Origin of the sequence: Desulfobaculum xiamenense, assembly GCF_011927665.1 — a bacterium.
GTDB classification, from domain to species: Bacteria; Desulfobacterota; Desulfovibrionia; order Desulfovibrionales; family Desulfovibrionaceae; genus Desulfobaculum; species Desulfobaculum xiamenense.
In genome coordinates, this window is the sequence record NZ_JAATJA010000001.1 from 1,356,493 (window position 1) to 1,378,950 (window position 22,458).

Annotated in this window: 24 protein-coding genes; all 24 read left to right on the top strand. The window is 64.3% G+C overall.

Annotated features, from left to right (window positions below; genetic code table 11):
• Positions 1-22 precede the first annotated feature (22 nt).
• The 24 genes from rpsB (at position 23) to rpe (ending at position 22,354) form a co-directional block, all read left to right on the top strand.
• Positions 23-808 (top strand): 30S ribosomal protein S2, encoded by a 786-nt coding sequence (gene rpsB / locus GGQ74_RS06210; protein WP_167940631.1) that lies wholly within the window; start codon positions 23-25, stop codon positions 806-808.
• Positions 809-810: 2 nt separating this feature from the next.
• On the top strand, positions 811-1,422 hold the full coding sequence (gene tsf / locus GGQ74_RS06215) for a translation elongation factor Ts (protein WP_167940632.1): 612 nt from the start codon (positions 811-813) through the stop codon (positions 1,420-1,422).
• A gap of 120 nt (positions 1,423-1,542) precedes the next feature.
• Positions 1,543-2,265 carry a UMP kinase gene (gene pyrH / locus GGQ74_RS06220; protein ID WP_167940633.1) on the top strand — a complete coding sequence of 241 codons (723 nt, stop codon included), beginning with the start codon at positions 1,543-1,545 and terminating at the stop codon, positions 2,263-2,265.
• Between the two features lie 3 nt (positions 2,266-2,268).
• Positions 2,269-2,823, top strand: a complete 555-nt coding sequence (gene frr / locus GGQ74_RS06225; RefSeq protein WP_167940634.1) for a ribosome recycling factor — start codon at positions 2,269-2,271, stop codon at positions 2,821-2,823.
• A gap of 96 nt (positions 2,824-2,919) precedes the next feature.
• Positions 2,920-3,666 carry a polyprenyl diphosphate synthase gene (gene uppS / locus GGQ74_RS06230; protein ID WP_167940635.1) on the top strand — a complete coding sequence of 249 codons (747 nt, stop codon included), beginning with the start codon at positions 2,920-2,922 and terminating at the stop codon, positions 3,664-3,666.
• Positions 3,626-4,537, top strand: coding sequence for a phosphatidate cytidylyltransferase (locus GGQ74_RS06235; RefSeq protein WP_245168130.1), 912 nt, complete (start codon positions 3,626-3,628; stop codon positions 4,535-4,537). Before uppS ends, GGQ74_RS06235 begins: the two co-directional genes overlap by 41 nt.
• A gap of 63 nt (positions 4,538-4,600) precedes the next feature.
• Complete coding sequence (gene dxr, locus GGQ74_RS06240) at positions 4,601-5,794, top strand: 1-deoxy-D-xylulose-5-phosphate reductoisomerase (protein ID WP_167940636.1); 1,194 nt, start codon at positions 4,601-4,603, stop codon at positions 5,792-5,794.
• Between the two features lie 75 nt (positions 5,795-5,869).
• The gene (rseP, locus tag GGQ74_RS06245; protein ID WP_167940637.1) at positions 5,870-6,946 is read left to right on the top strand and encodes an RIP metalloprotease RseP; all 1,077 of its coding nucleotides are present in this window, start codon (positions 5,870-5,872) and stop codon (positions 6,944-6,946) included.
• Positions 6,947-6,956: 10 nt separating this feature from the next.
• Positions 6,957-7,760, top strand: coding sequence for a tRNA (adenosine(37)-N6)-threonylcarbamoyltransferase complex dimerization subunit type 1 TsaB (tsaB, locus tag GGQ74_RS06250; protein ID WP_167940638.1), 804 nt, complete (start codon positions 6,957-6,959; stop codon positions 7,758-7,760).
• A 396-nt stretch (positions 7,761-8,156) separates the two neighbouring features.
• The gene (locus GGQ74_RS06255) at positions 8,157-9,047 is read left to right on the top strand and encodes a flagellin N-terminal helical domain-containing protein (protein WP_167940639.1); all 891 of its coding nucleotides are present in this window, start codon (positions 8,157-8,159) and stop codon (positions 9,045-9,047) included.
• 153 nt (positions 9,048-9,200) lie between these two features.
• A complete protein-coding gene (gene fliD / locus GGQ74_RS06260; RefSeq protein ID WP_167940640.1) occupies positions 9,201-10,895 on the top strand; it encodes a flagellar filament capping protein FliD in 1,695 nt (564 codons plus the stop codon).
• Between the two features lie 21 nt (positions 10,896-10,916).
• Positions 10,917-11,720 (top strand): flagellar export chaperone FliS, encoded by an 804-nt coding sequence (gene fliS, locus GGQ74_RS16165; RefSeq protein WP_209280077.1) that lies wholly within the window; start codon positions 10,917-10,919, stop codon positions 11,718-11,720.
• Positions 11,721-11,732: 12 nt separating this feature from the next.
• Positions 11,733-12,845: a glycosyltransferase family 4 protein gene (locus GGQ74_RS06270; protein ID WP_167940641.1), complete on the top strand. Its 1,113-nt coding sequence runs from the start codon at positions 11,733-11,735 to the stop codon at positions 12,843-12,845.
• A complete protein-coding gene (locus GGQ74_RS06275) occupies positions 12,793-14,022 on the top strand; it encodes a glycosyltransferase family protein (protein ID WP_167940642.1) in 1,230 nt (409 codons plus the stop codon). The genes GGQ74_RS06270 and GGQ74_RS06275 overlap by 53 nt, the downstream gene beginning before the upstream one ends.
• 73 nt (positions 14,023-14,095) lie before the next feature.
• Entirely contained in the window at positions 14,096-15,292 is a 1,197-nt protein-coding gene (locus GGQ74_RS06280; RefSeq protein WP_167941022.1) for a YIP1 family protein, read from the top strand.
• 20 nt (positions 15,293-15,312) lie between these two features.
• Positions 15,313-15,648, top strand: a complete 336-nt coding sequence (locus GGQ74_RS06285; protein ID WP_167940643.1) for an HAD-IG family 5'-nucleotidase — start codon at positions 15,313-15,315, stop codon at positions 15,646-15,648.
• Between the two features lie 94 nt (positions 15,649-15,742).
• Positions 15,743-16,429 (top strand): hypothetical protein, encoded by a 687-nt coding sequence (locus GGQ74_RS06290; RefSeq protein WP_167940644.1) that lies wholly within the window; start codon positions 15,743-15,745, stop codon positions 16,427-16,429.
• A gap of 157 nt (positions 16,430-16,586) precedes the next feature.
• A complete protein-coding gene (locus GGQ74_RS06295; RefSeq protein WP_167940645.1) occupies positions 16,587-17,300 on the top strand; it encodes a 4Fe-4S binding protein in 714 nt (237 codons plus the stop codon).
• Between the two features lie 261 nt (positions 17,301-17,561).
• Complete coding sequence (gene ahbC, locus GGQ74_RS06300) at positions 17,562-18,743, top strand: 12,18-didecarboxysiroheme deacetylase (RefSeq protein ID WP_167940646.1); 1,182 nt, start codon at positions 17,562-17,564, stop codon at positions 18,741-18,743.
• A complete protein-coding gene (locus GGQ74_RS06305; RefSeq protein WP_167940647.1) occupies positions 18,710-18,961 on the top strand; it encodes a hypothetical protein in 252 nt (83 codons plus the stop codon). The genes ahbC and GGQ74_RS06305 overlap by 34 nt, the downstream gene beginning before the upstream one ends.
• A gap of 67 nt (positions 18,962-19,028) precedes the next feature.
• Entirely contained in the window at positions 19,029-20,018 is a 990-nt protein-coding gene (gene hemB, locus GGQ74_RS06310; RefSeq protein ID WP_167941023.1) for a porphobilinogen synthase, read from the top strand.
• Position 20,019: 1 nt separating this feature from the next.
• Entirely contained in the window at positions 20,020-21,204 is a 1,185-nt protein-coding gene (gene ahbD / locus GGQ74_RS06315; protein ID WP_167940648.1) for a heme b synthase, read from the top strand.
• Positions 21,204-21,668: a siroheme decarboxylase subunit alpha gene (gene ahbA / locus GGQ74_RS06320; RefSeq protein WP_167940649.1), complete on the top strand. Its 465-nt coding sequence runs from the start codon at positions 21,204-21,206 to the stop codon at positions 21,666-21,668. Before ahbD ends, ahbA begins: the two co-directional genes overlap by 1 nt.
• A 17-nt stretch (positions 21,669-21,685) precedes the next feature.
• Positions 21,686-22,354: a ribulose-phosphate 3-epimerase gene (gene rpe / locus GGQ74_RS06325; RefSeq protein ID WP_167940650.1), complete on the top strand. Its 669-nt coding sequence runs from the start codon at positions 21,686-21,688 to the stop codon at positions 22,352-22,354.
• Positions 22,355-22,458: the final 104 nt, after the last annotated feature.

The following is a 22,458-nucleotide window of genomic DNA, read 5'->3' on the forward strand; positions in this document are numbered from 1 at the left end:
CAACCCCCAGGAGGAATTATCCATGGCTTACGTGAACATGAAGCAGATGCTGGAGACCGGCGTCCATTTCGGTCACCAGACCCGTCGTTGGAACCCCAAGATGCGTCCCTACATCTTCGGCGCTCGCAACGGCATCCATATCATGGACCTGCAGCAGACCGTCCGTCTGTTCCAGAAGGCCCACGATTTCATCGCTGACGCCGTCGCCAATGGCGGCAAGGTGCTCTTCATCGGCACCAAGCGTCAGGCCCAGGAAGCCATGACCCAGGAAGCCAACCGCGCTGGTCAGAACTACATGACCAACCGTTGGCCCGGTGGCACCCTGACCAACTTCCAGACCATCCGTCACAGCATCGAGCGCCTGAAGAAGATCGAGGGCATGTTCGAGGACGGCACCATCAACAAGTTCCCCAAGCGCGAGATCGTGGGCATGACCCGCGAGGTCGAGAAGCTGAACCTCTCCCTCGGCGGCATCAAGGACATGGAGTCCGTGCCCGCCGTGGCCTTCATCATCGACCCCAAGCGCGAAGAGATCGCCGTTCGCGAGTGCCGCAAGCTCGGTATCCCGATCGTGGCCGTGTGCGACTCCAACTGCAATCCTGACATGATCGACTTCGTCATCCCCGGCAACGACGACGCCATCCGCGCCATCAAGCTGTTTGCCGCCGCCATCGCCGACGCCTGCCTCGAAGGCGCCGCCCGTCAGGAGGAAGTCCAGATGGCCAAGGCCGCCGATAACGCCAAGGAAGAGGACAAGACTGCGGCCGCCAAGGTCGAGGACGCTGAAGAATCCGCAGAGGAGAAGTAACGATGGCTATCACCGCTTCTATGGTTAAGGACCTGCGCGAGATGACTGGCGCAGGCATGATGGACTGCAAGAAGGCTCTCTCCGAGTGCAACGGCGACACCGAAAAGGCTGTCGCTTGGCTGCGCGAGAAGGGTCTTGCCAAGGCCCAGAAGAAGGCTGGTCGCGCCACCTCCGAGGGTTTCATCGGCTCCTACATCCACTCCAACGGCAAGCTCGGCGTCATGGTCGAGATCAAGTGCGAGACCGACTTCGTCGCCAAGGCCGAGCGCTTCCAGGAATTTGCCAAGGACGTGGCCATGCAGATCGCTGCCATGAACCCCGTGTGCGTTTCCTCCGAAGAGGTGCCCCAGGACATGCTCGCCAAGGAGCGTGAGATCTACAAGCACCAGGCCATGGAAGAGGGCAAGCCCGAGCACATCGCCGAGAAGATCGTCGATGGCCGCGTGCAGAAGTACTACAAGGAAGTTTGCCTGCTTGAGCAGCCTTTCGTGAAGGACGACAAGCGCACCATCAAGGATCTGCTCAACGAGCTCATCGCCGTTCTCGGCGAGAACATACAGATTGGACGCTTCGCCCGCATCGCGTTGGGCGACGACGTCAAAGACGAAGAGTAGACGCTCCCACAAACGGGCCGCAAGGCCCGTTTTTTTTGGCCTTTTTTTCCCAATCTTTTGCGCGGGCGCACTCTTGTACGCCCGCGCAAATCAACAACAAAAGCCCGGAAGGTGTTAAAAATGAGTGAGTTGCGGTTCCAGAGGGTGCTGCTGAAGCTCAGCGGCGAGGCATTGGCGGGAAAGAAAAATTTCGGTATAGACCCCGAAACCGTCAGCGCATTCTGTCGCGAAATTGCGGAAGTCTCCCGGCTGGGAGTGCAGGTCGCCCTCGTCATCGGCGGCGGTAACATCTTCCGTGGCATGGCGGCCAGCGCAAAAGGCATGGACCGTGCCCAGGGTGACTACATGGGCATGCTGGCCACCGTGATGAACGCATTGGCTGTGCAGGACGGACTGGAAAAGGAAGGCGTGCAGACCCGGGTGATGAGCGCCATCTCCATGCAGGAGGTTTCCGAGCCGTACATCAGGCGTCGGGCCATCCGGCACCTCGAGAAGGGCCGCGTCGTCATCTGCGCCGCAGGAACCGGCAACCCGTATTTCACGACCGATACCGCAGCGGCGCTTCGGGCGGCGGAACTGCACACGCAGGCAATCCTCAAGGCAACCAAGGTGGACGGTGTCTACGACAAGGACCCCATGGTGCATGAGGATGCCCAGCTGTTCCCGCGCCTGAGCTACATCGAAGTGCTGAACCGACGCCTCGGGGTCATGGATTCCACCGCCATCTCTCTGGCCATGGACAACAACCTCCCCATCGTCGTATTCAACCTCTTCGAGACCGGAAACATCAAGAAAGTCGTCTGCGGCGAAAATATCGGAACCATCGTCGAAGGAGGAGAATGAACCATGAAGTCCGTGATGGATGACTGTCGGGACAGAATGAAGAAGGCCTTGGCCAGCCTGGACAAGGAGTTTGCAAGACTGCGCACCGGACGTGCGTCGACGAGCCTCGTGGACGACGTCCTCGTGGACTACTACGGCACGCCCACGCCCATCAAGCAGATCGCTTCGGTCGCCGTGCCGGACAGCCGCTCCATCACCATCCAGCCCTGGGATCGTGGAGCCTTCGGCCCCATCGAGAAGGCGATCATGTCCTCCGACCTCGGCCTGAACCCGGTGAACGACGGCAAGCTCCTGCGCATCGCCATTCCCCCGCTCACGGAGGAACGCCGCAAGGACCTCGCCAAGGTCGCCAAGAAGTACACCGAGGAATGCAAGGTCGCCGTGCGCAACATCCGTCGCGATGCCAACGAGGCACTCAAGAAGATGGAAAAGGACAAGACCATCACCGAGGATGACCTGCGCAAGGGCCAGGACGAGATCCAGAAGATCACCAACTCCATGGTTGAGGAAACCGAAAAGGCCCTCAAGAAGAAGGAAGCCGAGATCATGGAGATCTAGGCCTCCCCTGCGGAAACAGTTCCGTCCTGCCGCACCCGGCTGGGTGCGGCAGGATTTTCCGTTTCCGAAACCCTCCCCAAAAGGCATCTGCGGAGCATGACACCGACGTTCGACACCCTGCCCCGACATCTCGCGGTCATCATGGACGGCAATGGCCGGTGGGCCAAGGCCCGCGGCCTCTCGCGAAGCGACGGCCACAAGGCCGGAACCGAAGCCGCCAAGACGCTGGTCAGCGAATGCCGCACCCTCGGCATCGAGCACGTCACGCTGTACACGTTCTCCCGCGAGAACTGGGCCCGCCCCAAGGACGAGGTCGCCTTCCTCTTCGATCTGCTCGTGCGCTTCATGAAGCGCGAGATGCCATCACTCATCGAGCAGGGCATCCGCCTGCGCATCCTCGGCGAGCTTTCCGAACTGCCGCTGACCACCAGACAGGCCATCAAGATGGCTGTGGATCGGTCCGCCAAGGGCAACAGGATGACCCTCAATCTCGCGCTCAATTATTCCGGGCGTGACGAAATCCTCCGTGCCTGCCGCGCCCTCGCCGCGAAGGGCCTAGCGCCCAGCGCCATCACCGAGGACGCCTTCGCCGCCGAGCTCTACACCGCCGGTCAACCCGATCCGGACCTCATCATCCGCACCAGCGGCGAACTGCGGCTCTCGAATTTTCTGCTATGGCAGGCGGCATACTCGGAATTCTACTTCACGGACACCTACTGGCCCGACTTCGGAACGGACGAACTGCACAAGGCGCTGGCGGCCTTCGCCACGCGCGCCCGCCGCTTCGGTGCCACTGGCGAGGATGCCCAACACGACAGAGCCCCCGCCGGGGACGAATCCTAACCCAGACCGCGCCAGCGGCCACATCACCACCATGAACAGCTCTCACAAGAAACGAATCCTCACGGCCGTCATCCTTCTCCCCATCCTCGCCGGAGCCATCGCCGCACGCGGCTGGTTCGAATTCGCGGCGCTCGCGGCCATCGCCACGGTCGGCCTGTGGGAATTCTACGGCATGTTCTGGAAGGACGCCCGCCACACCTGGCTGCGGCTGTCTGGCGCTGCGCTTGGCGTGCTCATTCTCTGGGCGGGCAAGACCGGTCACTACGGTCTCATCCTGGCTGCGCTCATCGGCGCGTTCTGGGTATCCAGCCTCGCCTTCCTGCTGCGCTTCTCGCGCCATCCCGAGGAACAGACGGAGGCGAACTCCTTCGGTCTCGCCTCCGTGCTGGTGACCGGTCTCATGTACGTCCCGGTCATGCTCCAGTTCTTCTTCAGCTTCCTGCGCGTGGAGATCGTGGTCGTGCTCGCGGCGGTCATGGCCGCCGACACCGGCGCGTTCTATGCGGGAAGCCTCGTCGGCGGGCCCAAGATCTGGCCCGTCATCAGCCCCAAGAAGACGTGGGCCGGTAGCATCGGCGGCATGACCGCTTCCGTGCTCGTGTGCCTCATCGCTGGCGGGGTGGATGAATACATGCTCGCCGGTGCGGGCGCAGGCCGTCCGTGGTGGATGTGGGCGCTTCTGGGCATGGGCCTCAACATTTCCTCGCAGTTCGGCGACTTCATCGAATCCGCCCTCAAGCGCAGGCAGTCCGTCAAGGACTCCGGCACGCTCCTGCCCGGTCATGGCGGCGTGCTGGACCGCATCGACAGCCTGCTTCTGGCCGTGGCGACCTACGCGGGACTCGATGCCGTCTTCCACTTTTTCAGATAACCCCCAGCGCGAACGGCACGTGCGTCGCGCCGCCCACGTCGGTCAACGTTTCGAGACTCGATCATGAGCTACATTTCCCCTCTCGTTCCCCACTCCGGCGAATCCCGGAGACTGGTGATCCTCGGCAGCACAGGGTCCATCGGCGTGAGCACCCTCAAGGTGCTGGCCGAGCACCCCGGAAAGTTCGACGTGCTGGCGCTGGCCGGTGCGCGAAACGCACGCCTGCTGGCCGAACAGGCCACGCGCCTGCGTCCCCCGTTCCTCGCCGTGCTAAACGACGAAACGGCCGACGAACTGCGCGCCCTGCTCCCCGGCGGCTACACCCCGGCCATCCTCGTGGGCCCGCAGGCCTATGTGGATCTGGCCACCATGCCCGAGGCGGACATCATCCTCGCCGCGCAGGTCGGCGCTGCCGGGCTGCCCCCGGCGCTCGCCGCCGCCCGCGCCGGCAAGACCATCGCGCTGGCCAACAAGGAAGCCCTCGTCCTCGCCGGACACCTCTTCCGCACAGTCTGCCATGAGACCGGTGCCGTGATCCTGCCCGTGGACTCCGAGCACAACGCCCTGTTTCAGGGCATGTGCGGCCACAACCCGCGCGACATCCGCCGCCTCGTGCTCACCGCGTCCGGCGGTCCATTCAGGGGCAAAAGCCTCGACGAACTGCGCAGCGTGACGCGCGAGCAGGCCCTGGCGCATCCCAACTGGTCCATGGGCGCGAAGATCAGCATCGACTCGGCGACGCTCATGAACAAGGGGCTGGAGGTCATCGAGGCCTACCACCTCTTCGGCCTGCCCCTCGAAAGCATAGACGTGGTCGTGCATCCGCAGAGCGTGGTCCACTCCCTCGTGGAGTACGAGGACCGCTCCATGCTGGCCCACATGGGCCCCACCACCATGATGATCCCCATCGCCTACGCGCTGGGCTGGCCGGACAGGCTGGCCCTTTCGCTTGAGCCGCTCGATCTGGTCAAGGCTGGACACTTGACCTTCGAGGCACCTGCGTTAAATATATTTCCTTGTCTGGGCTACGCCTACGACGCTCTCAAGGCTGGCCCCAGCCACCCGGTGGTGCTCAACGCAGCCAACGAGGTTGCGGTGGAACTCTTTCTGGACGGACGCATCGGCTTTCTGGACATCCCGGCCATCATCCGGCAGGCGCTCGACGCCCACCGCGGCGCGGACGTCCAAAGCCTCGAAGCCATCCTCCATCTCGACCGGGAAACCCGGGCCGCCGTGCGCAGCCGCCTCCCCGCCTAGGGGACGGGCCGCACCCGGCCGCCTCTTCACCCCAACCGGCGAAGCGCTTCGCGCACGCGCCGAGGCCACAGCAACATGCAAGGACCAATCGCGATCATTCTCGTCCTCGGGGCGCTCATCTTCTTCCACGAACTCGGTCACTTCCTCGCCGCCCGCGTGCTCGGCATTGGCGTGCGGACCTTCTCCCTCGGCTTCGGACCGAAAATCTTCTCCTTCACACGCAACCACACGCGCTACCAGCTCTCGGCCATTCCGCTCGGCGGCTACGTGCAGCTTCTCGGCGACAACCTCGACGAGGAACTGCCCGAAGGCTTCACCAAGACGGAGAGCTTCGCGCATCGCCCGCCGCTGCACCGCATGCTCGTGGTCGCCGCAGGTCCGGTATTCAACTTCATTCTGGCGTGGGCCATCTACTCCGGCATCTTCATGTCCACCGGGCTGGTGGAGCTGACGCCCTCCATCGGTGGCGTGCAGGCGGAAAGCTCCGCAGCCGTGGCCGGCATCGAGGCGGGCGACATGGTCACCGCCGTGGACGGCCAGCCCATCGCCTACTGGCGCGAAATGGCCGAGGCCATCCGCACCAGCGAGGGCCGCTCCCTCGCCTTCACCGTGCGCCGTGGCGATCAGTCCCTTGAGCTGAACGTCGTTCCCCGGCTCATGGAGCGCAAGAACATCTTCGGCGAAACCATCACCACGCCCATGGTCGGCGTCAGCTCCTCGGGCGACACCGTCACCATCCCCCTCGGGACGGGAATGGCGCTGGTGGAAGGCGCGAACCAGACGTGGGAAGTCATTGAGCTGACCATGCGCGGCATCGGCAAGCTCATCGAGCGCGTCGTCCCGCTGGACACCGTCGGCGGCCCCATCATGATCGCCCAGATGGTGAACCAGCAGGCGCAGCGCGGCTTCCTCGAAGTCCTGTTCCTCACCGCCATCATCAGCGTGAACCTCGGCCTGCTCAACCTGTTCCCCATCCCGGTCCTCGACGGCGGGCACATCCTGTTCCTGTCCCTCGAAATGATCTTCCGCAGGCCCGTTCCCGAACACTGGCAGGCCCTCACCACGCGCATCGGCATCTTCCTGCTCATCGCGCTGATGGCCCTTGCCACCTACAACGACATCTACCGCCTCTTCTTCAACTCGGCGATGTAGCATAGGCATCATGGGTAAACCAAAGGCAGCACCCCGGTTCGACGAACCGGTCCTCATCCTCGACGGCACGGAGGACAGGCTCCAGCTTGTCCTCGCGCAGGACGGCATGGTCGGCGCGGCACAGGCATGGACGGTCCCCGGCCGCGCCATGCAGTTCCTCGCCCCGGCGCTCAAGGCGCTTCTCGACGGCATGGACCTCACCCCCCGCAATCTCTCCGGCGTGGCCTGCGTCCGCGGACCGGGCAGCTTCACCGGACTGCGCATGATTCTGGCGACGGCCCTCGGGATGTCGCGCGCGGCGCAGATTCCCACCGCAGGGCTTGACTACCTGCCCCTTCTGGCGGCCGGTCCGGCACCGCTCGTCTCCGGCACGGTGGCCGTCATCACGCACTCGCGCACCCGGCAGGTCTACATGCAGGCCTTTTGCGCTCACGATCTCACCGCGCTGGCTCCGGCTGTGGCGCTCTCCCTCGAAGACGCACAGCGCGCGCTGGACGCCCTGCCCCGCCCGCTGCACATCCTCGGTAGCGGCATCGACCGCAACGGGGAATTCTTCGCGGAGCACGCGGGCGACGCCATCATCCTTCCCGTGCGCTTCAACCACCTCTCGCCCGAGGTGCTGGCCGAGGCGGCATGCGCGGCGGACTTCACCCTTGCGCCCATCGAGCCGCTCTACCTGCGGGCCTCGGACGCGGAGGACAACCTGCGCACCATCGCCGCCGGACGCGGGCTCGACCCGGACGACGCGGCCCGACGCCTCATGGAAGCCACGACCAGCGTCAAAAGCCCGGATTGCCAACCCACGGAAAGTTGACGGCATTCTCCCGACATCGTTGATGAAAGCGCCGCAGTGCATGCACTGCGGCGCTTTTTGTTTCCATCTTACAGCCGCCATTTTCGATGCAAAATCAATAAAATAAACACGACCAGCAAAGCAAACACACAAATTTAAACATCAAATTCACAATCAGTACTTTTTAAAGAGTACAACCTTTCGCATTATCTACACATTACACACGGCGCAGCATCCAGCCAGCGTTGCAGTCTAAAGTTTGATGCATTCACCGTCGATACAACATGCAAACAAACTGCACTACACAGGCCTCAAGGAGGTGACCCGGAACACGACCCCGGGCATTCAGCCCACCACATAATGGCAAGGACGCCAACGACAAGGGTACGGACACACACTTTCAAGGAGGAAAGTAACATGTCTCTGGTTATCAATCATAACCTCATGGCGATGAACGCCGCCCGAAATCTGAGCACATCCTTCGGTGCTCTGAGCATCTCAACCAGACGTCTGTCCTCGGGCCTTCGCATCGGCAACGCGGCGGACGACGCGGCCGGACTGGCCGTCCGCGAACTCATGCGCGCAGACATCGCGTCGCTCAACCAGGGCGTGCGAAACGCCAACGATGCCATTTCCCTCATCCAGACGGCCGACGGCGCGCTCGCCGTCATCGACGAAAAGCTGATCCGCATGAAGGAACTGGCCGAACAGGCTGCCACCGGCACATACAACTCGGACCAGCGCCTGATCATCGACTCCGAATATCAGGCCATGGCGTCGGAAATCACCCGTATCGCAAACGCAACGGACTTCAACGGCATCCATCTGCTCAACGGCAACCTGTCCGGAACGCACGACGGCACAGGCCTGACGAGCACCGGCCAGATGAAGGTCCACTTCGGTACTGAAAACGACAGCGCGGAAGACTACTACTACATCAAGATCGACACGGCTACGGCATCCGCACTCGGTCTCGGCAATCAGGCGGACACCACGGACAAGGGCTACAGCATCTCCACACAGTCCGCGGCGCAGAACGCCCTCGTGGGCATCAACGAAGCCATCGTGTCCAAGGACAACATCCGCGCAAAGCTCGGCGCACTGCAGAACAGGTTGCAGAACACCATCTCCAACCTCCAGATTCAGGCGGAGAACCTGCAGGCCTCCGAGTCCCGCATCTCGGACGTGGACGTCGCCCTCGAAATGACCGAATTCGTGCGGCAGCAGATTCTGTCGCAGGCGGCGGTGGCCATGCTCGCGCAGGCCAACTCCCTGCCCAGACTGGCCATGCAGCTCCTCGGCGGCTAATCCTGACCGGCTCCGGGAGTCGCATCGAGAACAAAACGGATCGGGCCGTGCGCGAGGCGCACGGCCCGACATGCTTGCCAAAATGGCATCGCGATTGCATCATCCACGGCGGAGAGGACCATTTCCGGCAATTTTTTCCCGCGAGGCAATCCGATGGCAGAGGACTTCACATCATCCGGAGCGATTCACTTCACCGGGCTTGGCAACGGCACCGACTTCGACTCCATCATTCAGGCCACCGTCAAGGCAGAGAGCTTCCACAAGAACCGCCTTGAAGTCTGGAAGGCCGATTGGGTCAAGAAGCAGGAATACTTCCAGGTGCTCAACACCGACCTCTTGACGCTCAAGTCGCACATGAGTTCCATGGACACCATGGACGAATTCCTGAAAAAGAGCGTCACCGTGGGCAACAGCGCCGTCCTGTCGGCCACCGCCAATAGCGAGGCCACGGAAGGCACGCACACCATCGAGGTCAACCAGCTCGCCAAGGTCGAGGTGGAGGCGGGAACCACCGCCTTCGCCGCCAAGACGGACGCCGTGAACTCCTCGGGCGGCGCGCTGGTCTTCTCCTTCGCCTACGGTCCGGACACCACCGAACCCATCGACGCGGCCACCACCGACACCATGACCCTCAACGTGCCCAACGGCACGACGCTTGAGGGCCTGCGCGACCTCATCAACAAGGACGCCAACAACCCCGGCGTGCGCGCGAGCATCCTCCACGACGGATCGAGCTACTACCTCCAACTCAAGGGGCTCGACCTCGGGCAGGACAACAAGGTCACCATCCTCTCCACGACCACGCTCACCGGCTTCGAATCCGCAGACTTCAGTGAGATTCAGGCCGCGCAGAACGCCGAGTTCCGCGTGGACGGCTGGCCTGCGGCAACGTGGATTTCCATCGCCTCCAACTCGTCCTCCGACGCCATCGAGGGCGTGACGCTGAACTTCCTCGACACGGGAACGACCGAGATCGGCGTCGCCAACGACGATGAAGCCATCATCGAACAGGTCCGCACCTTTGTGGACAAGGTCAACGAGGTGCGAAACACCATCCTCCAGATGACCAAGTTCGACGACGTGAAGAAGCAGGGCGCACTGCTGCAGGGCAACTACGGCCTCCAGATCATCTCGTCCAAGCTCAAGAACGTCACCGCGCAGAAGGGCGTCGGCTTCGACTACGACGACGACACCGTCTCCACCCTGTCCCAGCTCGGCATCACCACCGACGCGACGGAAGGCTCCCCCACGCGCGGCATGCTCCTCTTCGACGAATCCATCTTCCGCGAGGCCATCACCGCGGACTCCGACGCCGTGGCCAAGCTCTTCGGCGCGGACTACCTCGGCGAATCGAACTCGCCCGATTTCTCCTACTCCTCGCACATCAAAAACTACACCGATCCGGGGACCTACAACATCGAATACACCGTGGACGGAGCGGGCAACATCACCTCCGCCACCATCGACGGACACGAGGCCTCCATCAGCGGCACCAGCATCACCGGCAAGTCGGGCTTTCCCGAGGCCGGTCTGGCCATCACCGTGAACAACCTTGCGGCGGGCAACTACAGCGGCGAGATCAGGCTCAAGCAGGGCAAGGCCGCTGAAATGGTCTCCACCCTCGACGAGCTGACCAGCTCCACCAGCGGCCCGCTGGCCATTCTCGAACGCAACTATCAGGACATCGTCGACAACCTCGACAAAAAGATCGAGTACGAAGCGAAACGCCTCACGACTCTCGAACGGACGCTGCGCCTCAAGTTCGCGCGTCTGGAGTCAACGCTCGGCTACTATGACCAGTTGAAGACCTCGCTTGAGAATCAGGTCAAGCAGCTCTCCACGAAGTAGCCGGTTCAACAGGAGCATTCCATGCAGAAAGGCGCGAAGGCATATCTCAAGACACAGATCGGCACCACCTCGCAGGGTGATATCCTCATCCTGCTCTACGATGGTGCCATCAAATACCTGCGGCAGGCCAAGGAGAAGATCGCCGAGCGGGACTACGCCCAGAAGGGCATGCTCATCTCGCGGGCCATGGACGTCATCGCCGAGCTGGATCAGAGCCTCAACGCGGAAAAGGGCGGCGAAGTCGCCCAGAACCTCCACCAGCTCTACTTCTTCTGCAACACCCGGTTGCTGCGGGCAAACATGGACATGAACACGGAGATCATCGACGAAGTCATCCGCATTCTCGACGGCTTGAAGGACGCCTTCCGCGAGATTCAGGGCAAGCCGTCCGCTCCGGCCACGGCTTCGGAGACCACACCCACCGCGTCGGCCCCCGAAGCGCCGCAGCATGCCGAAGCGCAGCCGCACGTAGCACCATCCGCCCCCCAGCAGAGCGCCACGCAGGCAACGACGCCGCCCGCCGCGACGCCGCTCTTCGGCTTTTCGCGCCCCATCGGCGCGTCGTCCGTTCCTCCGCGCCCGGCTGTCGCTCCGGCCCCCGTAGCCCCCGCGACACCTCCCGAACCGGCTTCGCAACCGGCGCAGGAACAGCATGCGGCGCAGCAGCCGGAACCCGCGCAGCCCTCGGCTCCGGCCCCGGCACCCGGCCTGTTCCCCACGCAGCCCATCGGCCGCCCCGGCACCGGCACCATGCAGCCCCGCCCCCTGCGGCCGGGCCGCGCGGGCATGCCCGGAACCTACGGCCCCTCGGGCCTCGTCAAATAGCGCGGAGAAACCATGCCCCGCCCCGCACGCATTCTCCATGTCGCCGCAGGTCTCGGCCTCGGCGGCACGGAGAAGACCATGCAACTCTTCGTCACGCACCTCGACCGCGCGCGCTTCCACGCCAGTGTATACAGCCCTGTTGACGGCGAACGTCGCCGCGCCCTGACCAACGCGGGCATTGAGGTCCTCGTCGGCGGGGATCTGCTCGGGCTCCTTGAGCGCCTGCGCCCGGACATCGTCCATCTGCACCGGGCAGGCTGGCCAGAACCGAAGCTCCTGCGCACCCTCGCCCTCGCCGAGGTGCCCTTCGTCGTCGAGACCAATGTCTTCGGGCGCTTCGACCCAAGCCCCCGCGCCGCCAGCATCGACCGCCACCTCTTCGTGTCGCGCTTCTGCCTTGAGCGCTACCGCGCGATCAACGGCGTCCCGGCCGAGGCACCGCGCCATCAGGTGCTCTACAACCCCGTGGACACCGACGCCTTCGTGGCCTCCCCCACGCAGCGCGACTTCGCTGCGCACACCGTGGGGCGCATCTCCCGCCCCGATCCCGGCAAGTGGTCCATGTTCGCCCTGCGCTTCATCCCGCGCGTGGCCGCCGCCCTACCCGATTTCCGCTACCGCATCATCGGCGCGACGCAAGACGCCCGCGAGTGGATTGCCAGCCGGGGGCTTGAGAAGCATGTGGAATTCTGCGACGCTGTCCACACCGATGGCGAACTTGCGGCCTTCCTCGACACGCTGAGCGTGATGGCCCACGCCAACGACACGGGCGAGAGCTTCGGCCTGACCATCGCCGAGGCCATGGCATCCGGCCTGCCCGTGGTCACGCATCCAGCCGAAGGCCTGCGCGACAACGCCCAGCTCGAACTCGTGGAGCATGGCGTCACGGGCTTCGTCGCCGCCACGGATGACGACTACGCCGCCGCCGTCATACGCCTGCTGACCAATCCGGAGGAAGCCCGCGCCATGGGCGAGGCCGGACGCGACAAGGCAACGCGGCTCTTCCGCGTGCAGACCGTGGTCCGCAGGCTGGAGATCATCTATCAGGAACTGCTCGACAGCCGAAGGCCCAATGACAGACACATCCCCGCTTTCGCCGACGCATCCGGCGGCCCATCCGTTTGACGCCTACACCGCGGAAATTCTTTCCTTCCGCATGCAGTCCCCTTGCGCCGAGCTTCCCGAAGCTCCGGACGACGACACCGCAGCGCGAAACATCCTCGCCTGCCTGCGCGCCATTCGCCCGCAACGGCATTCGACGCTTCTCGTTCTCGGCATCGGGTCGGGACGGCTGGTCACGGAACTCGACGCTGCGTTGCCGCAGGGCATCGCCATCGTGGTCAGCGAGACAAGCCCGGAGCGCCTGCGAGCGGTCCGCGCCACGGGGCGGCTCGACAGCCTCGCCGCCCGAGGGCGCACGCACATCCTCGCGGACACCTCGCCATGGGCGCATCTCGTCCTATGGGCGCTGTGCGGCCTGACGCCGGACAACACCGCCCTGCGCATCAACCCCGAAGATCGCTCGGACGACCGGCGAAACGAACTTTCGCGCCTGTTCCACTCCGCCTCGTCCCTGTCCCTCGGCGCGGGCGTGGCAGAAGCACCGAGCATCGGCCTCGCGGCCATTCTCTCGCCCGAGGACTCCGGGCTACGCGGATTCTTCCGCCACCTGCCGCCGTGGCTCTCGGAGGTGGTGGCCGTCTGGGACGCTGACGAACCGCCCGCTCGCGACTATCCCTGCGACGTGCCGGTACGCCACGTGGCGCGCAGGCTGGGCAACGATTTCGCAGCCCAGCGCAATGCCATGCTCGCCGCGTGCACGACGGATTGGGTGCTTTCCCTCGACGCCGACGAACGCCTGACCGCCACGGGTTGGGACGCCGTCCGCCTGCTGGCCGCAGCGGGACAGACCAACGACATCGGCGGCTATTTCTTCACCCGGCGCACCCTGTACCCGGACACCTCGGCCTTTCTGGCGGGCTACGGACTGTGGCCGGATCTCCAGTTGCGCCTGTATCGGCGAACGGAAGATTTGTCCTACGAGCGCCCCATCCACGAGCGGCTCACCTGCATCGAGGGAAAACTCGGCATCGTGCTCGACGCGCCAATCCTGCACCTTTCGCGCATCCTCAAGGACGACGCCCAGCTACGCCGCAAGCTCGACGTATTCGACGCAGCAGGCAACGGCAGCGTTCGCCACATGCTCAACGACGACTATCCCCGCGTGCCGTGCCCCCTTCTGCCCGATGCAGCGCAGGCGAGGGACGTCCGCGTGCTGACGCTTGCGCATCCCCCGGCTTGACACGCCCGGCTGGTTGATTATCCCATGCCTTGCGGTTACTGTTTTTCGATATGCAAATCCGAAAGGGTGTTACATGAACATACTCTGCCCCAACTGCCAATTTTCGCGCGAGGTGCCCGACGACAAGGTGCCCGCCCGTTCCGTAATGGCCACCTGCCCCAAGTGCGGGACCAAGTTCCGCTTCCGTGAGCTGGATTCCGAAGCGCAGGACTTCACGCTGGAGGAGGAACCCGCCGCCCAGACGGCGCAGGCCGCCACCATCGAGCCAACAGAGCCTCATGTCGCGCCCGATGTTACTCCCGATGTCACACCCGACGCCGCCCCCGATGCGCCGGAAGCCCCACAGGCCGACGCGCCCACACAGGACATTGACGAACCGGCAACTTCGGCCAGCGAAACGCCCGCCGATGGTCCCATCCCGACAACGGACGCCACGCCTGTCGCCCCGGTAGCGGACGTCACGCCCAACGCCGCGTCAACGCCGCAGACCCCCACGCCCGAGGAGCAGCCCGCGCAGGCCGAATCCCCGACCGCCGAAAAGCCCCGCCGGGACATCTGGGTCAGCCTTGAGGATATGGGCGACAAAAACGACAACCGCGACGAGACGCCATGGCGCGGGCACGCCCCCCGCGAGGACGAGCACCCCACGGTGGACGTGCCCTTCGAACGCCTCGACGAGCACGGCTTTTTCGGCGGTCTCAAGGAGACGGTCAAACGCGCGTGCCTGAGCCCCAAGCTGTTCTTCTCGACCATGCCGGTGAAGATGGGCCTTGCGCGGCCCATGGTCTTCTACCTGCTCGTCAGCGAAGTCTCGGCCCTGTTCCAGACCATCTGGCAGGTGCTCGGCCTCGACATCATGATGTACATCGGCGGCGGGCAGACCGACAGCACGGAACACGCCGTGGCAGGAGCCAGCGCCTTCGCGGTGCTTCTCGTCCTGCCGATCTTCATGACGCTGGCCATCATCGCGACCACGGGCATCATTCATCTCCTGCTCATGGCCTTCGGCGCGTCGAAGTCCGGCTTCGAGGCGACGTTCCGGGTCAACTGCTACGCGTCATCGCCGTCGCTTCTTGCGGTATTTCCCGTGCTCGGACCTCTGGCGGGCTCCCTGTGGTACATGGTACTCATGTGCATAGGGCTCAAGGAAGCGCACCGCACCAGCTACGCCCGCGTGTCGCTCGCGCTGTCGCTGCCGCTGTTCCTGCTGCTGGCCCTCGTCGCCGCCACGGTATTCTTCTCACCGGAGACGGCGCAGCAGATGTTCTAGTACCGACACAGGGGGAAGGCATGTTCAAGGCCCTGAAGAGGCGCTGGAGAAATATCCTCAACGCCCGCCGCATGGCCCGCGACATCGATCCGCGCTCGTTCCTCGAGCTCTCGGCGGAGTTGCTTGATCTCGTGGATGCGGCGTCAAAACTCTGGCATAACGAGCCGCGATTTCAGGAGCGCATCCGTCGCCTGCGCGAAGAGATGGAGCAACTGGAATCGCTGGCGTCCAAGCCCGAGTTCAAACGCCTGTCCCCCCAAAAACGCCTCGAACTGCGCGAAAGCCTCATCTCCTCGCGCGATCAGCTTCTGGAGTCCATGCACTCCGCCCCGTCCCCGACGACGACCATCCAGTAGGCCGCCATCGCGGTACGCATCTTGCTTTCCCTTCTGTGCCGGAGGAGCGTCCAGCCCTCCGGCGCAGAAACCACCAGCAAGGAGACCCCTCCGCATGAACGCGCGTCCCGCCCTTCTCGCCGCCCTCGCGGCTTCGCTGCTGCTCCTTTCCGCCTGCGCTGCGGACTTTGACCTGTCCGGTCCGGGCGACGTCTACATCGACGAGGCCGGAAGCCGTAGCGACGTGCAGATCATGATCCGCCCCGAAAACCGCCCCATGCGACCGTTGACGGCGGTGCTCGTTCCGTTTCGCGTGATGCAGCGCGTGGACGAGCCGCAGCACCTCGGACGCGAGCTGACCCGCGTCCTCTGGCAGCGCTGGTTGCAGGACAAGGTCTTCCCGGCGCTCATCTTCGCCGAGGACGCCCAGTGGTATACGGCCGAGGACGCCCAGCCCCTCGCCATGGTCGCAAACACGGACCTCATCGTGGGCGGCGAGATCACGAACATCATGTTCGGCGGCACGCAGGGCGAGACGATTATTTCCCTGCGCCTCGAAATCCACGACGCCGCCACGGGCACACTCGTGTGGTCCATGGCCCAGACAGGGCAGATCGCGCCGGGACGCACGCGCGACTTCGTCTTCTTCACCCAGCACGACCGTCTGCCCATCGCTCCCGTTCAGGCCATCATGAACGCGCTGGCCGCGGACATGGGCAAGCCCGTACGCCACTGGAACAACGTCGAGGAGACGGACGAGACGGACAAGGAATCCGGCAAACCAGAGGAATCCGCCCTGTAGCGAACTGCATGAATCTTTCGATGCACTGGTGGCACAGCCCCGAGACTGGTGCCCCGACGCAGGCACCCCGACGCAGGGCCCCCGACGCAGGCTCCCCGGCGGGGGTTCCTTGACACAGGTCAATGACAAGCGCCCGCCTTGCCGATACGCTGCGGGCATGCACACCTCATCACACACCCCCGATTCTCCCCACTCGTCACATGCATCGGGCCACGGCCCCTGCGCGGGCCTGCGCATCACCGTCTGTCGCGGTGCCGAACATTGCCCGCACTGCGCGGTTCAGGCCCCGCACCTCGCCGACGCGCTTCGCGAAGCCCTCGACCCCGCGCACATCGCGGCCCGCCTTGCCGAACGCCTCGGCGAAACGCCAAAGCCGCACCACACCCTGCGCATCGCCATATCCCACTGTCCCAACGGCTGCTCGCAGCCGCAGATCGTCGACCTCGGCCTGATCGGCGCGGCGGTTCCCGCCCTCGACGCCGACGCGTGTTCCGGCTGCGGCGCATGCGTGGAAACCTGCCGCGAGAACGCCCTTGTCATCCACGACGGACGCGTCACCGCCATCGACAGGGAGCGCTGCCTGTCTTGCGGCGAATGCGCCACGGCCTGCCCCAGCGACGCGCTCACCATCGAACGAACGGGACTGCGTGTCCTCGTCGGCGGCAAGCTCGGGCGGCACCCGCGCCTTGGCGAGCAACTGCCCGGCATCTTCGATGTGCAGACCATTCCCCGCGTCGCCACGGCCCTCATCGACACCTATCTTGCACATATGGCACGCGGCGAACGGCTGGGCGACACCGTCACCCGGCTTGGCATCGCCCCCTTCGCGCAGGCGGCGCACAGCGCGGCCGTAGACGCCCCGTGCCGCTGATTGCCGCACGCGTCGTGGCCTGCAAGCGTCCGACATCCCGCGCAACGCATGAACCGTCGCCCAGCGGACGCCCCCCTTCACAAGGCCCAATTCATACTTACTTGGTATAAATGTGCAGAATGCGCCTCGCGCTTTGACTCCCGGGGCCGTAAAGACTATGTTGCGTGTCGCCCGCGCCGGACGTGTCGGCGTTTGGCCCGAATCATCCGCCGGTACGCTCCTCTCGGCGCAAAGCCCGGTGAATCCATACGGAGGTCGTTCATGATTGGCATCTCGAAACTGTACTGCGGCGCTGTGGAAGCGTCGGACGCCCTGCGCTACGGCCGCGAATCCGGCAAGCTGCCCTCGCACCTGCTGCAGTTCTCCAAGGATAAGAAGCCGGTCGTGGTCTGGAACATGACCCGCCGCTGCAACCTCAAGTGCGTTCACTGCTACGCCCAGGCCGTCGATCCCGAAGGCAAGGACGAAATCAGCACCGAACAGGCCAAGGTCATCATCAAGGACCTCGCCAATTACGGCGCACCGGTCATGCTCTTCTCCGGCGGCGAGCCGCTGGTCCGCGAAGACCTGCCCGACCTCGCAAAGTTCGCCACCGAACAAGGCATGCGTGCCGTCATCTCCACCAACGGCACCCTCATCACCAAGGAAAAGGCCGCCGAACTCAAGAAGATCGGCCTGTCCTACGTGGGCATCTCCCTCGATGGCGGTGAGGAAATCCACGACAAATTCCGTCAGGTGCCCGGTGCGTTCAAGCGCGCCATCCGCGGCATCGAGAACTGTAAGGCCGAGGGCCTGAAGGTCGGCCTGCGCTTCACCATCAACAAGCGCAATCAGGCCGAGATTCCCACCCTGTTCAAGCTCCTGCGCGAACTCGAAGTCCCCCGCATCTGCTTCTACCACCTTGTGTACTCGGGCCGCGGCTCCGAACTCATCAAGGAAGACCTCGACCATCAGGAAACCCGCGAAGCGGTCAACCTGATCATGGACGAGACCCGCGCCTGCTTCAACGACGGGCTGGAGAAGGAAGTCCTCACCGTTGACAACCACGCCGACGGACCGCTGGTCTACCTGCGCCTGCTCAAGGAAGACCCCGAGCGCGCCAAGGAAGTCGAACAGCTCCTGCAGTTCAACGAAGGCAACAACTCCGGCCGAGGCATCGGCTGCATCTCCTGGGACGGTCAGGTCCACGCCGACCAGTTCTGGCGCAACCATACCTTCGGCAACGTTCTCGAACGGCCGTTCTCCGAAATCTGGGACGACCCCAACATCGAACTTCTTCACCAGCTCAAGGACAAGAAGAGCCACGTGAAAGGAAGGTGTGCCGAATGCAAGTACCTCGGCATCTGCGCAGGCAATTTCAGGGCTCGGGCCGAAGCCTACTACGGGGACGTCTGGGCGCCCGACCCGGCGTGCTATTTAACAGACGACGAGATCAGGCGGTAACGCGCCTGTTCTACCACGCGCTTCAGGGCTTCCGCGCCAAGGCGGTTCTGGAGCAGGCGGTGGAGATCCATCAGCGCCGCTGCACCAACGTCATGGAGCAGCGCGAGGATCAGGAACTGCGCGAAATGTTCGCCGCCCGTGAGGTCGAAGCCTCGAAGCGGCGAAACGTCGCCAAGATGGCCGAAGCCGCCAAGAACAGACACAACATCCCCGCTTAACACTCCCGCCGGGGTGCGCCCGCGCGCACCCCGGCATTCCCGCATGAGGAGGAACCAGTCCATGGACCTGCCTGCATTCTACCGGGGCCGCCGGCTGCGCCGCAGCGCCGCCATGCGCGACATCGTGCGCGAGACCATCGTGCGCCCCGAAGACCTGATGATGCTCTACTTCGTCGTCGAAACCGACGATGTGACCTTCAGGAAACCCATCGACTCCATGCCCGGCCAGTTCCAGCTGTCTCTCGACGAGCTTGAGAAACAGGTGGCCGCCGCCGTGGCCAACGGTCTGCGTTCCTGCATGCTCTTCGGCATTCCCGCCACGAAGGACCCCGTGGCCTCCGCCGCCTACGACGACAACGGCATCGTCCAGAAGGCCGTCCGTCGCCTCAAGGACCGCTTCCCCGAGCTGGTCGTCGTCACCGACGTGTGCCTGTGCGAGTACACCTCCCACGGCCACTGCGGCCTGCTGACGCAGGGCGACACCAAGGGCCTCGTCCAGAACGACGCCACCCTCGACCTTTTGGCGAAGACCGCCGTGTCCCACGCTCGTGCCGGAGCCGACATGGTGGCCCCGTCCGACATGATGGACGGCCGCGTGCTCGCCATCCGCACCGCCCTTGACGAGGCCGGATTCATCGACGTGCCCATCATGTCCTACGCGGTGAAGTTCGCATCCTCCTTCTACGGTCCCTTCCGCGACGCAGCGGAGTCCGCCCCCTCGCACGGCGACCGCCGCACCTACCAGATGGACCCGGCCAACGCCCGTGAGGCCATGCGCGAAGCCGCCGCCGACATTGAGGAAGGCGCGGACATCATCATGGTCAAACCCGCCATGCCCTATCTCGACCTCGTGCGCGCGGTGCGCGACAGCTTCGACGTGCCCGTGGCCGCCTATCAGGTCAGCGGCGAATACTCCATGATCAAGGCCGCCGCCATAAACGGCTGGATCGACGAAAAGGCCGTGATGCTCGAATCCCTCACCGCCATCAAGCGCGCAGGTGCCGAGCTGATCATGACCTACTTCGCCGAGGACTTCCTGAAACTGCAGGGGAAGTAGCATGAGCGACGCGAAACACAGCTTCGAGCACCCCGCCGCCGCCCCCACCGGGCATCCCGGCGGCCATCCCAACGGCACGGGCGGCCACCCCGGCGGCTGCCCCCACGGTCAGACCTCCGGAAAGGACGGCGTGCCGCCGCTGCGGCTCATCGCGTGGGAGATCACCCGCTCCTGCAACCTCGCCTGCAAGCACTGCCGCGCCGAGGCGCACACCGAGCCCTACCCCGGCGAGCTTTCCACCGACGAGGCCAAGGCGCTCATCGACACCTTCCCCGAGACCGGCAGCCCCATCATCATCTTCACCGGTGGCGAACCGATGATGCGCAAGGACTGGCCGGAGCTGGTGCGCTATGCCAAGGGCAAGGACCTGCGCTGCGTCATGGCCCCCAACGGCACGCTCATCACCCCCGAAACCGCACGGGAGATGAAGGACGCGGGCATCGAGCGCGTGTCCATCTCCATCGACGGACCCGACGCCACCAGCCACGACGCCTTCCGCGGCGTGGAAGGTGCCTTCGCGGCCAGCATGCGCGGCATCGAGTACCTCAAGCAGGCCGGTCTGGAATTCCAGATCAACACCACGGTGACCAAGGGCAACCTCGGCATGTTCCGCGACATCTTCCACCTGTGCGAGAAGATCGGCGCGGCGGCGTGGCACATCTTCCTGCTGGTGCCCACCGGGCGCGGCGCGGAACTCGGCGAGGAGATCATCTCCGCCGAGGAATACGAGGCCGTGCTCAACTGGTTCTACGACTTCCGCAAGACCACCGACATGCAGCTCAAGGCCACCTGCGCGCCGCACTACCACCGCATCCTGCGCCAGCGGGCCAAGGAGGACGGCATCCCGGTGACCTTCGAGAACTTCGGGCTCGACGCCGTGTCCCGAGGCTGCCTCGGCGGCGTGGGCTTCTGTTTCATCTCGCACACCGGTCAGGTCCAGCCCTGCGGCTACCTCGAACTGGACTGCGGCAACATCCGCACCACGCCCTTCCCGGAAATATGGGCCAAGTCCAAGCACTTCCTCGAATTCCGCAATCAGGACTGCTTCGAGGGCAAGTGCGGCGTGTGCGAGTACCACAAGGTCTGCGCCGGTTGCCGCGCCCGTGCGTACACCATGAACGGGAGCCACCTCGCCGAGGAACCCTTGTGCTCCCATACCCCGCGCAGGGCCACCGGGAAGAGCTGATGGACCACTTCGACAAGCAGATCCTCGACATCATCCAGTCCGGCTTTCCCATCGAGCCGCGCCCCTACGCCGTGGTCGGCGAGAACATTGGACTCACCGAGTCCGAGGTGCTGGCCCGCGTGCGCGCGCTCAAGGAGCAGGGCGTCATCCGGCGCATTGGCGGCAACTTCCAATCCCGCGAGCTGGGCTGGCATTCCACCCTGTGCGCGGCCTGCGTGCCGCAGGACAAGCTGGACGAGTTCGTGGCCGAGGTGAACGCGCATCCCGGAGTGACCCACAACTACCTGCGCAAGCACCACTACAACATCTGGTTCACCTTTATCGGCGAGTCCGAGCAGATCGTCGCGGACACCCTCGCCGCCATCACGCGCAAGACGGGCATCGACATCCTCAACCTGCCCGCCGACATGATGTACAAGATCAAGGTGGACTTCAAAATGAACGCTAACGGCGGCGACGAATAGCCGACGCCGGAGGAACCATGGAAAGAGAATTCATCCTGTCCCCGTCGCTTCTGTCCTGCGACTTCGGCCGCCTCGCCGACGAGCTGGCCGCGCTGGAGGAGGCAGGACTCAAGTGGGTGCACTGGGATGTGATGGACGGCCGCTTCGTGCCCAACATCACCCTCGGCGCTCCCATCATCAAGGCGCTGCGCAAGCGCTCCAAGCTCTTCTTCGACGTGCATCTCATGATCGAGGAACCCGAGCGCTACATCGCGGACTTCATCGACGCAGGCGCGGACCTCATCTGCGTCCATGCGGAGGCGACCCGCCATCTGGAGCGCACCGTCAGCGAAATCCGCCGCATGGGTGCCAAGTGCGCCGTGGCCCTCAACCCGGCCACCTCGCTCTTCGACATCGAATACCTCATCCCCCAGCTGGACATGGCGCTCATCATGAGCGTGAACCCCGGCTTCGGCGGACAGAAGTTCATTCCCTTCACCCTCGACAAGATCCACGAGCTGGCGCTCCTGCGCGACGACTGGAATCCCGAGATGCTCATTCAGGTGGACGGCGGCTGCGCGCCCGAGAACACCCCCGACCTCGTCGAGGCTGGCGCGGACGTTCTGGTCTCCGGCTCCGCCTTCTTCGGCTTCCCGCCCTACCGCGAGCGCCACGAGACCTTCCTGCGCGCCGCCGGGGCCATCTAGCCGAAACGCTCCACGGTCTATGAACGACGAAACGCCCCTGCGCCTATGCGCGGGGGCGTTTTTTACTTTGAAATGGGCGGGGGGAGGTGAATCGGACCGCAGGC

Coding starts and splice junctions, on each gene's coding strand:
- rpsB (WP_167940631.1), top strand. CDS start 23: ATGGCTTACGTGAACATGAAGCAGATGCTGGAGACCGGCGTCCATTTC.
- tsf (WP_167940632.1), top strand. CDS start 811: ATGGCTATCACCGCTTCTATGGTTAAGGACCTGCGCGAGATGACTGGC.
- pyrH (WP_167940633.1), top strand. CDS start 1,543: ATGAGTGAGTTGCGGTTCCAGAGGGTGCTGCTGAAGCTCAGCGGCGAG.
- frr (WP_167940634.1), top strand. CDS start 2,269: ATGAAGTCCGTGATGGATGACTGTCGGGACAGAATGAAGAAGGCCTTG.
- uppS (WP_167940635.1), top strand. CDS start 2,920: ATGACACCGACGTTCGACACCCTGCCCCGACATCTCGCGGTCATCATG.
- GGQ74_RS06235 (WP_245168130.1), top strand. CDS start 3,626: ATGCCCAACACGACAGAGCCCCCGCCGGGGACGAATCCTAACCCAGAC.
- dxr (WP_167940636.1), top strand. CDS start 4,601: ATGAGCTACATTTCCCCTCTCGTTCCCCACTCCGGCGAATCCCGGAGA.
- rseP (WP_167940637.1), top strand. CDS start 5,870: ATGCAAGGACCAATCGCGATCATTCTCGTCCTCGGGGCGCTCATCTTC.
- tsaB (WP_167940638.1), top strand. CDS start 6,957: ATGGGTAAACCAAAGGCAGCACCCCGGTTCGACGAACCGGTCCTCATC.
- GGQ74_RS06255 (WP_167940639.1), top strand. CDS start 8,157: ATGTCTCTGGTTATCAATCATAACCTCATGGCGATGAACGCCGCCCGA.
- fliD (WP_167940640.1), top strand. CDS start 9,201: ATGGCAGAGGACTTCACATCATCCGGAGCGATTCACTTCACCGGGCTT.
- fliS (WP_209280077.1), top strand. CDS start 10,917: ATGCAGAAAGGCGCGAAGGCATATCTCAAGACACAGATCGGCACCACC.
- GGQ74_RS06270 (WP_167940641.1), top strand. CDS start 11,733: ATGCCCCGCCCCGCACGCATTCTCCATGTCGCCGCAGGTCTCGGCCTC.
- GGQ74_RS06275 (WP_167940642.1), top strand. CDS start 12,793: ATGACAGACACATCCCCGCTTTCGCCGACGCATCCGGCGGCCCATCCG.
- GGQ74_RS06280 (WP_167941022.1), top strand. CDS start 14,096: ATGAACATACTCTGCCCCAACTGCCAATTTTCGCGCGAGGTGCCCGAC.
- GGQ74_RS06285 (WP_167940643.1), top strand. CDS start 15,313: ATGTTCAAGGCCCTGAAGAGGCGCTGGAGAAATATCCTCAACGCCCGC.
- GGQ74_RS06290 (WP_167940644.1), top strand. CDS start 15,743: ATGAACGCGCGTCCCGCCCTTCTCGCCGCCCTCGCGGCTTCGCTGCTG.
- GGQ74_RS06295 (WP_167940645.1), top strand. CDS start 16,587: ATGCACACCTCATCACACACCCCCGATTCTCCCCACTCGTCACATGCA.
- ahbC (WP_167940646.1), top strand. CDS start 17,562: ATGATTGGCATCTCGAAACTGTACTGCGGCGCTGTGGAAGCGTCGGAC.
- ahbD (WP_167940648.1), top strand. CDS start 20,020: ATGAGCGACGCGAAACACAGCTTCGAGCACCCCGCCGCCGCCCCCACC.
- ahbA (WP_167940649.1), top strand. CDS start 21,204: ATGGACCACTTCGACAAGCAGATCCTCGACATCATCCAGTCCGGCTTT.
- rpe (WP_167940650.1), top strand. CDS start 21,686: ATGGAAAGAGAATTCATCCTGTCCCCGTCGCTTCTGTCCTGCGACTTC.